An 11,848-nucleotide genomic window follows, 5' to 3' on the forward strand; every position below is an offset into this window, starting at 1 on the left:
AGCAAGCAATGGTCTCATTTCGACCCCTGACAGAGGATGAGTATCCTGCTTATCTGGACTATTTTATTGATGATTATGCCGGGGAGAACGCCTCAAACTACGGACTCTCTCAACACGATTCTCTTGCCAGAGCGAAGCAGGAAATTGCTGAAATGCTTCCTGAAGGCGTGAATACGCATGGACACGTTTTACTCTCTCTTGTTGCGCCGATAGATCAGACCAACAGGCCTGTCGGTTATCTCTGGTACAAACCCGATACAATGATGCGTTCAGTGTTTATCTACGATTTTCATATTTTCACCTCTTGTCAGGGGCAGGGGCTGGGTAAACAGACTCTTCGCGTTTTTGAAGCGCATCTGCGCGAAAGGGGCTTTAAAGAGATCAGACTGCGAGTGGCAGGGGATAATACCCGTGCCCGGCATCTTTACGAGACCAGCGGTTTTGGCATTACCGGAGTCAACATGAGCAAGTCTATTGTGGCGCCCGCGGAAAAAATATTGTGAGGATGCTAAAATCCTCGCAACAACTGACACCCTGAGGATAACGCATGAGCAACGACGTACCGATTAAATATTATGACATCGTGGATGAGTACACGACGGAAGCCGCCGAGCCGGTCAACGAGTCAGAGCGGGATTCGCTGGCGCTCTATTTCCAGCTGTTGATCACCCGCCTGATGAATAACGAAGAGATCAGTGAAGCGGCGCAGACCGAGATGGCGGTGGAAGCCGGCATCAACACCCAGCGCATTGATGATATCGCCAATTTCCTGAACCAGTGGGGCAATGAGTAGCTCCTGCATGAAAGACGTAGTCTGCGCAGGCGTTGTGCTTTACACTGCGCGCGGCAAAAACTGAGTTAGTAACGATTAATTAGGCGGTAACGGCAATGGCGATGAACGGAACAATCACAACCTGGTTTGCAGATAAGGGCTTTGGATTTATCAAAGATGAAAACGGCGATAACCGCTATTTTCATGTGATTAAGGTCGCCAATCCCGATCTGATTAAGAAAGATGCCGCGGTAACGTTTGAACCGACCACCAACAACAAGGGGTTGTCGGCGTATGCGGTGAAGGTGATCCCCGAGAGCAAATATATTTACCTCGATGGCGAGCGCCATAAAATCACCTCCATCAAATCTTACCTGGTCTACAGCGAAGAAGAGCCTGCCGAAACCCGGATTGATAAAGAGAACGGCGTGCTGTCGGTGAAGAGCCTGATGGGCAATATCGCGCCGAAATCAACGGCCAAAGCGGGCGAAATGCGCACGGTAAGAAAACTGGCTATCACTACCTTCCAGGGCAAAACCTTTATCTTCTCCGAAGATGAGATTGACCTGGATGCCACGGTAAAAATGCTCAAGAACCTGAAGTAATCTGCATCCTGCCGGGTAGCGGCTGCGCCTTACCCGGCATGGAAAATCAAGGCGGCGCGAAACGCAGGCCGTGCAAGCGCAGCGCCGTCCTCTCATCGACCTTCTCTCCTGATACATCCCCAGCATAAAGAATTATTTACGCGATTAACGCGCCCGGCAGTACTGTTATGCAGACAATCCTGTATTGTGAAATAACAAACCATTCACAAAGAAAGGGGGTAGCAGCGTGCCGGAGATGAATATCTGGGGACAGATGGTTAACGATCCTGTTCCCGGCTGGCAGGGGGCCAGTGTACTGGAGCGTGGGGTGCTGGAAGGGCGTTTTTGCCGCCTTGAGCCGCTGAATGCGCACCAGCATGCGAGCGATCTGTTCGAGGCCTACGCGCTGGGCGACGACAGTGACTGGACCTGGCTTGCCAGCAATCAACCTGCCAGCGTGGAAGAGACCGCCAGCTGGGTGCAGGGTAAAGTGCAGGATAAGGCGCTGGTGCCTTTTGCAGTGATCGATCGCCAGAGCGAGCGCGCCGTCGGGCTGGTCTGTTATATGGCCATTGAGCAACAGCTGGGTTCGGTGGAGATAGGGCATGTCACCTGGTCGCGCAAAATGAAAAACAGCCCGCTCGGCACAGAGGCGATCTGGCTGCTGCTGAAATATGGTTTTGAGCGAGGCTATCGCCGTCTGGAGTGGAAGTGCGATTCGATGAACATCCCCTCGCGCCGGGCCGCAGAGCGGCTGGGCTTTACTTGGGAAGGGCGGCTGCGCCAGAAGCTGGTGCGTAAAGGCCGTAACCGCGACAGCGATATGCTCTCCATCATAGACAGCGAATGGCCGGAGCGGGACGCGGCTCTGCGTGGCTGGCTGGCCGCAGATAATTTTGATAACGATGGACGGCAGATCAAACGCCTTGAGGCGTTTCACGTTCGCCCCGAAACGGCATAACAGTGAATTTATTGCAGGCGCGCCTCTGAAGAGGGGCCCCTGCGCCGTTTATTTTCTTTTGCTATTAAGAGTATGCCGTCGCCGATCATCTGCACGTTGATTTGGTGGAGGTCATTCATACCAGCCTCAAATACAGCCCATGGCTCTGGCTGGCGATGTTCCTGGGTTCGGGTGTGAAAGTCTTTTTCTGGCGCTGGCTGTTTGCGGGCGTGCGCCAGGAGAACAGATCAGATGTTACCGCCTGAGGACAGGGCAGAAACAGGCGCGGGAACGCGAGCACGATCGTGAGGCGCGCTACAACCATCACCACCACGGATAAACAGGTCCGCCCACCTCTTTGGTGGGCATGATATCGTCCGGTTACCTCTCTTTATGCGCCTTGACTCATTTGACTAAAGTCAAACTTTAGTGACTTATTTAATTGTCTTAATAATGTTATTTGGTGACGATTTTTAAAAAGTTGTTACTAGATAAAGTAGTCTTTACTTAGTCTTTTGCTCTGATTGAGTTTGTAGAGGTTATCTAAAGCGTTCAGCTCAAACGCATCGGGTATCGGGGCATCCTCTTTGAATATCACTCTCGTGAGGCGCATAACGCTCTGGTGCACCTGAAGTTTGCACCATCCCGGTAAAGATGACCACTTTATCAATCATGAAAGTCTTCTTGATGAAGTCTAATCGCAAACATAATGTTCTGCGTGTATCTGTCTATTGTAAGACATGTCACTTTCTTTCATTTGAAAATAATCTATCGATAAAGTCTTTCTGATTTAACATACCTTCAACAAAATGTGTCTCAGATTTAGAATGTTGACATGTTTTAAGCAGACTTTCATATTTCAGGACATGAAATAACTGCATGCTTAAGGCGGAGGGAGTGTGGACAAAATCAGAAGTTATCCATCAAAGCGCAGACCGCGAGGTGAAAGTAAAAATGCCCGGTTAACCATGCTGAGCGCACGCATCGATGAAGAGCTTTGTGAGTACGTGCAGGCCACCGCTTACGAAACGCGTAAAAGCAAACAGGACATCATCGCAGAAGCCCTGATGCTTCATCGCCAGCACCATCAGCTTAACCCCGATAACTGAAGCTCGTCTCAGCGTACAGGTTCGTCAAACGAAAAAGGTTGTACAGAATGACGTTTCTACGCCTCTGGCATTACTCCACTCTGCTCCGGTGATGACGTCGATTCAACGTACTTCACGCCAGCATCTAAACGTTTTCTGAAAAAGTAATTTACCTGGCTAAATAACCAGTGAAAAGGCGGTTTTTTCACCTGAGCGAGCGTAGTATTGCGGCGGGTGCCTGATGCTTTCTGAGCTCAGGCAGGTCTGGAGATGCAGAAAGCAAAAGCCCCGGAGATGTTTCCATCAACCGGGGCTACCTACCCAAACCTAAGCAATTTGGATGGTAGCCTCTTCTTAGCAAGGAGGCAATGACATGCTTAACAAGTACGCCTTTTGGGCGATCCTGGTGCTGGCTTTAACTGTGTTGGGCGTCACGTTTCTGGTTCACGAGCAGGTATGCGAGTTGAGCTTTAAGGAGCGTGATGTAGAAGTGAAAGCTGTTCTCGCTTACGAAACGAAGAAGTAGCGGTATGCGGGGAGCAATCCCCGCTTATCCAATTGTCGGTTTGGTTCGGGCACCCGTTTTTTTGCCCCGTCTGGTGATAAGCCGGACGGGGCATTTTTATTTCTGCCAGCTGTCAAACAAGGGTCATGCTTTCTGCGCAATCTAAATGTTTTCTGAAAGAGATATTCCCATGGGTAAATTTGTGGTGAGGATTCGATATGGTTTACAGCGCAAGTCATTAAAACAAATAATCACAATAAAAATATGGTTAATGAAGAGGGGAAGCGTTTAACTATCACCAGGTTCGTTAAAGCGCAGGGAAGCACGTCATTATGCTTATGCCATCCGATTTAAAAACCATACTTCATTCAAAACGAGCGAATATCTATTACTTGCAGCATTGCAGGGTGCTGGTGAATGGGGGACGGGTTGAGTATGTCACCGACGAGGGGAAAGAATCTCTCTACTGGAATATTCCCACCGCGAATGCCACAGTCGTCATGTTAGGGACCGGAACCTCTATTACCCAGGCAGCGATGCGGGAGTTTGCGCGTGCAGGCGTTCTGGTTGGATTTTGTGGCGGAGGTGGCACCCCACTTTACGCAGGCACTGAGGTCGATATTGATATCTCATGGCTTACTCCACAAAGTGAATACCGTCCGACGGAATATTTACAAAGCTGGGTATCATTCTGGTTTGATGACCAGAAGCGGCTCGAGGCGGCAAAGCGTTTTCAGGCGATTCGATTGACGCAAATTGAACGCCACTGGGGTGGTTCAAAAATGCAGCGCGAGGAGCGATTTCGGCTTCCACTGACCCATCTGGCAGAGAAACTTGCCCGCTTTCAGGAAGGTATTCAGGCTGCAACTTCCCACACAGAGCTTATGTTGCAGGAAGCACAGCTCACCAAAGCGCTTTATAAGCTTGCCAGTAATGCCGTGCAATACGGTGAATTTACTCGCGCAAAACGAGGCGGCGGCACAGACAACGCGAACCGGTTTCTCGATCATGGTAACTATCTTGCTTATGGGCAAGCTGCTGTCGCAGCCTGGGTTACAGGCATTCCACATGGGCTGGCCGTACTGCATGGTAAGACACGTCGGGGTGGTTTAGTTTTCGATCTTGCTGATTTAATCAAAGACGCGCTTGTATTGCCGCAGGCGTTTATTGCAGCAATGGCTGGAGAAGACGAACAGACTTTTCGTCAACGCTGTATTACTGGATTTCAACAGGCTGAAGCGCTTGATGTAATGATTACTTCGCTGCAATCCACGGCAATCGAATTCGGGCAAAACAACGGATGAATGTTTTGCTTATTTCCCGGTGTAGTAAAAATGCGCGTGAACAAAGTTGCCAGATCCTCGACCAGTTTGCCGAACGGAAAGGTGATAGCGCGTGGCAAACTGCCATTACGCTTGAGGGACTAAATACGCTGCGTCGATTATTGCGTAAAACAGCTCGTCGAAATACGGCGGTGGCTTGTCACTGGATCAAGAAAAGTGGTCAGACGGAGCTGTTATGGATAGTCGGCAATCTGAAGCGTTTTAATGCGCAAGGTACAGTTCCTACTCACCGCACATCACGCGATATTTTACGTAATCATCATGAATCTCATTGGCCTGCCACCGAAACAATCGCTTTGCTGGCGGCTATCGCTGGGCTGTTTCATGACTTTGGTAAAGCGAGTGCCCTTTTCCAGGATGGACTAAAAGGCAAAAAAAACAAACACCGTTACCAGCCGTTTCGCCACGAGTGGATCTCCGTACGTTTGTTTCAGGCATTTGTTGATGAACAGACTGACAGGCAATGGCTTACATCGCTTGGCACATTATCTGCAAAAGATGAGTTACTCTGGCTTGAACGAGTGCAACAAGATACTCGGGTCAGGCTTGGCAGCCCATTTACTGCGTTACCTCCTCTGGCTCAGGTCGTCGCCTGGCTTATCCTTTCTCATCATCGTTTACCGCAGTATCTGGGTGAAAACCCTCCCGACCTTTCAGGCAGCGAAACCTGGCTGACGAATCAACTGAACGTTGCCTGGAATGCCCTTAATCATGAAAGCAATGACTGGAGTGAGGCAGACTTTCAGCGATCCTGGACTTTCCCGGCAGGATTGCCGCTACGCAGCCATACCTGGCAAGAAAAAGCCCGACAGCTGGCAAAACGGGCGGCTAATGCGGCCTCTTTAGCGGAATTTGGCAAAATGGATCAGGCGTTTACGCTTCATCTGGCACGCCTGGCGCTGATGCTTGCGGATCACCATTACTCCTCACGTGATCCGGTTACCGCCTGGCAGGATACTGACTACTGTGCCTGGGCTAATACCGATCGTAAAACCGGTCAGTTGAAGCAAAAACTTGATGAGCATACGGCAGGCGTCAGCCATCACGCCTTACTGCTTGGCCGTTCATTACCTTCATTACGCCGTCAGCTACCTGCTATAACCCGGCATAAAGGATTTCGCGAGAGGGCAAAGGATGAGCGCTACCGCTGGCAAAATAAAGCCTGGGACGTAGCAGAGAATCTGCGTGAGCCTTCACGAAAACAGGGATTTTTCGGGATAAATATGGCCTCAACAGGCTGCGGAAAGACATTTGCCAATGCACGGATCATGTATGCGCTTGCAGAGGAAGACGAAGGGTGTCGTTTTACTGTTGCGCTGGGTTTACGCACCCTGACGCTGCAAACCGGGGAAGCATTGCGCAGCCGTCTTGGGTTAGGAGAAGACGACCTGGCAGTGCTTGTGGGTTCTCGGGCGGTAAGGGAGCTTCAGCAAAAAGCGCGCGAACCGGACGAAAGTAGCGCTTCTGAAGAAGGATTCTTCGAGTCGCATCAATATGTTCATTACGACGGGGTTCCGAATAACGGACCGTTGCGTCAGTGGCTGGAAAAAGAGACCAAACTACGCCAGCTCGTAGATGCGTCGGTGCTGGTTACCACTATCGATCACCTGATGCCAGCAACCGAAGGTGTGCGCGGTGGTAAGCAGATTGCACCGATGCTGCGATTATTGACCAGTGACCTTGTGCTGGATGAACCGGATGATTTCGATATTGCCGACCAGCATGCACTGTGTCGCCTGGTTAACTGGGCGGGCATGCTGGGGAGCCGGGTTTTACTTTCATCCGCAACGTTACCTCCGGCTTTGGTTCTGGCGCTGCATACGGCGTATTGTTCCGGACGCAAAGCCTGGCAGCAGGCATGCGGCGAGCCGGGGATGCCGCTTGAGGTATGTTGTGCCTGGTTTGATGAAGACAATGCTCAGGAAAAGATCTGCACGACTGCGGAGGATTTCTATCATGCCCACTGCGCATTTGCTGAAAACCGCGCAAAGCGCCTTCCCAACAAAGCCGTGTTACGTATCACTGATATTGTCAATGTGACGACCTCTTCAGTGCGGCCAGCAGAAGTGATATCCGGCCTTGCGGATACGCTTCACGCTGAAATTCTGAAGCTTCATCTTGCACACCATCAGCCCGCGGAAAAGGGTAAAACTGTGTCATTAGGGCTGGTGCGAATGGCAAATATTAACCCGTTGGTAGCCACTGCGCAGGCGCTGATGCGTATACCGTCTCCGGACGGGTTCTGCATCCATTATTGCGTTTACCATAGCCAGCATCCGCTTGCCGTCCGCTCGTATATCGAAACGCAGCTCGACGGTGCTTTTACCCGAACTGCGACTCAACCACACCTGTTACATCCTCGTATTCGCCAGGCGATACATGAACATGTTGCGCAGCACCATATATTCGTCGTGCTTGGCACATCGGTCATCGAAGTCGGTCGCGACTGGGATGCCGACTGGGGGATTATCGAGCCGAGTTCTATGCGCTCGCTGATTCAGTTTGCCGGGCGTATCCAGCGTCATCGCCAGATTGCGCCTTCTACCGCCAATATGCTGATCCTCAATAAAAACGTTCGCGCGCTGTGCTCAACAGATGCCGATTCCCCGGCTTATTGCAGGCCTGGGTTTGAAACTCATGATTTTATGCTCAGCAGCCACGAAGTACGCGAACTGCTACAAGCTGATCAATATCGGTTCATCAATTCTGCGCCGCGTATCGTGGCGGCGACGTTCAAACATGCTAAAGGCAAGCGTTACGACAACCTCAGCACCCTGGAACATGGTCGTTCTGCCGAAGAACTGTTAGGGAAAAAACGCACATATCCGGTAGCAGCAGACTGGTGGCGGGCAAAAGTTACCTGGAGCGGTGAGATTCAGCGTCGTACACCGTTTCGGCGTGCGCAGCCTGAAGCGCAGTTTTTTCTGCGGATGGAAGATGAATTCGACGCGCCCCGTTTTATGGCGCGAGACGATGGCGCAGCAGGCTGGAAGGACCCCGGATTATTCACCTGGCAGCAGACAGAGATGGCCGAAGGCGTTAAGGCATGGATAAACACCGATTACGCCGCTGTATTAATGGCGTTGGCAGAGTCTTTCGATCTGGAGTTAGCGCAGGTTTGCGAAAGGTTCGGAGAGATTAATTTACGGACCAGCAAGGATGAGGATGCCGAAGACTGGCTGTGGCATCCGTTGCTGGGAGTGTTCAGGGATCTTTAAATCAGGAGTCAGGAGATGTCAAAAAAGGAGCTGGTAACGTTTATCGTCGATTACATTGCCGGGCGACGGCAAACAAAACTCGACGCATTTGATAAGGAAAAAGTGAAAAGACTCGCTGCTGGAGAGCAAGAGGCTGAGCTGCTAAACGAACGTCGGGAGCTTGAATTACGCTATGAAACGCGGGCGTGGTTAACAGATGCCGCCAGCCGCGCCGGGCAAATCAGCTTGGTTACCCATGCTGCGAAATACACGCATGGCGATGTCAAAAGTAGCAGTATTTTCACGAAAACAACCGCATCTGAAGGCTACCTCTCCACGGCTACGTTAACAAAACCCGCCGCCGACGCCGTGGGTAACGCCGCGGCTCTCGATGTCGCCAAACTGCTACAAACCGAAACAGATGGCGATTCACTGCTTGCCTGCCTGCAACGCAATGACCATTCAGCGCTGGCAGCGCTGGCGGAAAGCGACGAACAGCTGGCTACATGGGTGGAAGGATTTTCCCGCGCTTTAACCACAAAGCAGCCCACCTCCCACAAACTGGCTAAGCAGGTCTATTTCCCTGTTGGCGAGGGTTATCACTTATTGAATCCTTTGTTCTCTTCCTCTCTTGCCCAGGAAATGCATCAGCGCATCGTAGACCATCGGTTTAGTGACGAGAGTAAAGCCGCCTGGAAAGCACGCCGTGAAAAGAGAGGGTATCCGCAGCCGCTGGTTATCTTTCCCAACACCGCGATAATGAATTTTGGCGGCACGAAGCCGCAGAATATTTCCTCACTTAACAGCAGTCGGGGAGGGCGTGTCTGGCTTCTGCCATCTTCGGCCCCACAGTGGGAAAGCCTTCCCAAACCGCCGCTGGGTTATAAGTCGATGTTTGCCAGGGGGCCCTTTGAATACGCCACCCATGGGACTCGTCGTCGTCTTATTAGCCTGCTTGTCGATTCAGGTAATGAGAATAACCTGCGCATTCGCCGGGCACGTGAACGCTATGTCGATGAAATCATTGATACGCTGTTCAACGTGGCGGCAGAAATTCAGCGTCAGGACTGGGCTGGCTGGACAACCCACGAAAAATGCGAACTTAAACCGCATCAACAGCTTTGGCTCGATCCGTGGCGCGCAAAAACCGATAAGGCGTTTTTCAATGAGCGCGATAAAGACCAGTGGCAGGCAGCCGTAGCAGAGGATTTTGCCAAATGGTTAAACAGCCATCTTCGTCAGGCTGAACTGTCCGTGGGGCAAACGGAGCGGCGTGAGTGGCAGACAGCCCCGCTGTTCAGTCGCCGGCTGCGGGAAATGGAAAAAGCGATCAAGGGATATAGCCATGAGTAATTTAATCATTTTGCCGTGGTTGGAAGTCGAAAATGCCAACGCTGTCGCAGGGTTAACCTGGGGCTTTCCTGCCATTACGCATTTCCTGGGATATACACATGCCCTGTCACGCAAACTTCAGGTGGCCCATGGATTACGCCTGGAGGGGTGTGGCGTCATCTGCCATCGACATCAGGTTCATGCTTACTCTTCTGGTCGTGATTATCAGTTTGCCTTAACCCGCAATCCGCTCACAAAGGAAGGGAAAACAGCCTCCTTTAATGAAGAAGGGCGCATGCATATGACTGTTTCACTGCTGATGGAATGCCACGGAGAGATTGCAAACGGCGATGAGGGGATGCGTGACCTGGCTGAGTATCTGCAAACGCTTTGTCAGACGCAAAAGCTCGCGGGCGGCTCGATTACGGGGTTACGCAGGGTGCAGGTATTCAGTGCCGCTAATCTCAAAACAAAGCTTTATGGCTTGATGCCGGGTTTTGCCTTACATGACCGCTCATCCTGGCTCGAAGAACATTATCAAACGCTGAAACAGCACAATCCAGCCGCCGAAATGATAGATGCGTGGCTCGATTTCTCCGCCATGAAAATGGCAGCGGAAGCGCGCGAAGAATCTGCAGAAAACGTCACCTGGGGATACCTGAAAAAACCACAACCCGGCTATCTGGTGCCGTTAATGATCGGCTGGCAGCGAATATCGCCGCTGTATGAACCGGGTCAGGTGGCTAACGCGCGTGATGATGAATCACCATTTTGTTTTGCCGAAGCGGCATACGGCATTGGCGAATGGCGCGGCGTTCATCGCATACAAACGGCTGATGAACTGCTCTGGCGCTACCGCACTACTGATACCGGTTACTACTGCTGTGGGCAAACGGCTGATGACAACGAATACGACGACTATTTCGATACTGATTATTAAGGGATTATAAAATGGCTAAAAATACGGTTATCAAAACGGCATCTGTACTCGCCTTTGAACGCAAACTGGCAAATTCAGATGCAATACTGTTTTCCGGCAACTGGGAGGGCACCGAGTGGCAGCCCGTTCAAATTCAGGAAAAAGCTGTCCGCGGGACGATTTCCAACCGTTTGAAAAATGCTTTAGCAAGCGATCGTGCAAAGCTGGATGCCGAGATCCAGAAAGCCAACCTGCAGCGTGTTGACGTTGCCGCGCTGCCTGCGGATGCCGATACATTAAAAATGACGTTTTCGCTGCGCGTACTCGGCAATCTGGCCGTTCCTTCCGTATGTAATGACAAAATTTATCAGGATGCGCTCCAGGGGGTTATCGAAGGGTATATCGCTGAACAGGGTTTTGGTGAGCTGGCATTGCGCTACGCGACCAATCTCGCTAACGCTCGCTTCCTTTGGCGTAACCGCGTGGGGGCTGAACAGATTCGTGTTGTGGTGAAAGGCAGTAAAAACTGGACGTTCAACGCGCATGATTATTCTCTGCGGGACTTTACTCAGCGTGACAGCACTCTACAGGAACTGGCGGATGAAATTGAGCGTGGCCTGAAAGGGGATACTTTTGTTTTGCTCAACGTCGAGGCATTTGTCCGTCTTGGACAAGGACAAGAGGTGTTCCCTTCTCAGGAACTGGTGCTGGACAGCAACAGCACAAAAAGCAAGGTGCTCTATCAGGTGAACAATGTGGCGGCGCTGCACTCGCAAAAAGTGGGTAATGCGTTGCGCACTATTGATACCTGGCATCCACAGGTTGATGCCCTGGGCGCAATTGCCATTGAACCTTATGGTTCTGTTACCAGCCGAGGTATCGCCTGCCGTCAGCCAAAAGAGAAAATGGATTTTTATACGTTGCTGGATAGCTGGGTGACGAAGGGAGATAAGCCTGCATCTGACCAACAGCATTATGTGATGGCCGTACTCATTCGCGGTGGCGTATTTGGCGAAAAATCAGAATAAGGAGGCGCTGATGGAAAGCTATCAGTGTCAACAACGGGTAAAAAGTGATCCACTTACCGCCACCACCAACGGTTTAATATTGATCCACCTTGTTTACTCAGGATTAGCTTCAGCGATAACCCCGGCCTTTCGTTTCTGCT

At 51.2% G+C, this 11,848-nt stretch carries 12 protein-coding genes; all 12 read left to right on the top strand.

Going from position 1 to position 11,848, the window contains the following annotated elements:
• The first annotated feature begins 8 nt into the window (after window positions 1-8).
• Window positions 9-503 carry a GNAT family N-acetyltransferase gene (locus tag FHC51_RS11235; RefSeq protein WP_220435554.1) on the top strand — a complete coding sequence of 165 codons (495 nt, stop codon included), beginning with the start codon at window positions 9-11 and terminating at the stop codon, window positions 501-503.
• Window positions 504-547: 44 nt separating this feature from the next.
• Window positions 548-793: a YmjA family protein gene (locus FHC51_RS11240; RefSeq protein WP_103178569.1), complete on the top strand. Its 246-nt coding sequence runs from the start codon at window positions 548-550 to the stop codon at window positions 791-793.
• 95 nt (window positions 794-888) lie between these two features.
• Window positions 889-1,377, top strand: coding sequence for a cold-shock protein (locus tag FHC51_RS11245; RefSeq protein WP_103178570.1), 489 nt, complete (start codon window positions 889-891; stop codon window positions 1,375-1,377).
• 226 nt (window positions 1,378-1,603) lie between these two features.
• Window positions 1,604-2,317 carry a GNAT family N-acetyltransferase gene (locus FHC51_RS11250; RefSeq protein WP_114315704.1) on the top strand — a complete coding sequence of 238 codons (714 nt, stop codon included), beginning with the start codon at window positions 1,604-1,606 and terminating at the stop codon, window positions 2,315-2,317.
• A 104-nt stretch (window positions 2,318-2,421) separates the two neighbouring features.
• Window positions 2,422-2,562 (top strand): hypothetical protein, encoded by a 141-nt coding sequence (locus tag FHC51_RS11255; RefSeq protein ID WP_220435555.1) that lies wholly within the window; start codon window positions 2,422-2,424, stop codon window positions 2,560-2,562.
• A gap of 702 nt (window positions 2,563-3,264) precedes the next feature.
• The gene (locus tag FHC51_RS11260) at window positions 3,265-3,405 is read left to right on the top strand and encodes a hypothetical protein (protein WP_255584832.1); all 141 of its coding nucleotides are present in this window, start codon (window positions 3,265-3,267) and stop codon (window positions 3,403-3,405) included.
• Window positions 3,406-3,757: 352 nt separating this feature from the next.
• Window positions 3,758-3,910 carry a Hok/Gef family protein gene (locus tag FHC51_RS11265; RefSeq protein ID WP_156237982.1) on the top strand — a complete coding sequence of 51 codons (153 nt, stop codon included), beginning with the start codon at window positions 3,758-3,760 and terminating at the stop codon, window positions 3,908-3,910.
• A gap of 311 nt (window positions 3,911-4,221) precedes the next feature.
• Window positions 4,222-5,193: a type I-F CRISPR-associated endonuclease Cas1f gene (cas1f, locus tag FHC51_RS11270; protein WP_220435556.1), complete on the top strand. Its 972-nt coding sequence runs from the start codon at window positions 4,222-4,224 to the stop codon at window positions 5,191-5,193.
• Complete coding sequence (cas3f, locus tag FHC51_RS11275; protein ID WP_220435557.1) at window positions 5,190-8,450, top strand: type I-F CRISPR-associated helicase Cas3f; 3,261 nt, start codon at window positions 5,190-5,192, stop codon at window positions 8,448-8,450. The genes cas1f and cas3f overlap by 4 nt, the downstream gene beginning before the upstream one ends.
• A 15-nt stretch (window positions 8,451-8,465) precedes the next feature.
• Window positions 8,466-9,782 (top strand): type I-F CRISPR-associated protein Csy1, encoded by a 1,317-nt coding sequence (csy1, locus tag FHC51_RS11280; protein WP_220435558.1) that lies wholly within the window; start codon window positions 8,466-8,468, stop codon window positions 9,780-9,782.
• Entirely contained in the window at window positions 9,775-10,701 is a 927-nt protein-coding gene (gene csy2 / locus FHC51_RS11285) for a type I-F CRISPR-associated protein Csy2 (protein ID WP_156237986.1), read from the top strand. Before csy1 ends, csy2 begins: the two co-directional genes overlap by 8 nt.
• An 11-nt stretch (window positions 10,702-10,712) precedes the next feature.
• A complete protein-coding gene (gene csy3, locus FHC51_RS11290; RefSeq protein ID WP_156237987.1) occupies window positions 10,713-11,708 on the top strand; it encodes a type I-F CRISPR-associated protein Csy3 in 996 nt (331 codons plus the stop codon).
• Window positions 11,709-11,848 lie beyond the last annotated feature (140 nt).

This window comes from Leclercia sp. EC_58, from assembly GCF_019584355.1.
Lineage (GTDB): Bacteria > Pseudomonadota > Gammaproteobacteria > Enterobacterales > Enterobacteriaceae > Enterobacter.

Coding starts and splice junctions, on each gene's coding strand:
- FHC51_RS11235 (WP_220435554.1), top strand. CDS start 9: ATGGTCTCATTTCGACCCCTGACAGAGGATGAGTATCCTGCTTATCTG.
- FHC51_RS11240 (WP_103178569.1), top strand. CDS start 548: ATGAGCAACGACGTACCGATTAAATATTATGACATCGTGGATGAGTAC.
- FHC51_RS11245 (WP_103178570.1), top strand. CDS start 889: ATGGCGATGAACGGAACAATCACAACCTGGTTTGCAGATAAGGGCTTT.
- FHC51_RS11260 (WP_255584832.1), top strand. CDS start 3,265: ATGCTGAGCGCACGCATCGATGAAGAGCTTTGTGAGTACGTGCAGGCC.
- FHC51_RS11265 (WP_156237982.1), top strand. CDS start 3,758: ATGCTTAACAAGTACGCCTTTTGGGCGATCCTGGTGCTGGCTTTAACT.
- cas1f (WP_220435556.1), top strand. CDS start 4,222: ATGCTTATGCCATCCGATTTAAAAACCATACTTCATTCAAAACGAGCG.
- cas3f (WP_220435557.1), top strand. CDS start 5,190: ATGAATGTTTTGCTTATTTCCCGGTGTAGTAAAAATGCGCGTGAACAA.
- csy1 (WP_220435558.1), top strand. CDS start 8,466: ATGTCAAAAAAGGAGCTGGTAACGTTTATCGTCGATTACATTGCCGGG.
- csy2 (WP_156237986.1), top strand. CDS start 9,775: ATGAGTAATTTAATCATTTTGCCGTGGTTGGAAGTCGAAAATGCCAAC.
- csy3 (WP_156237987.1), top strand. CDS start 10,713: ATGGCTAAAAATACGGTTATCAAAACGGCATCTGTACTCGCCTTTGAA.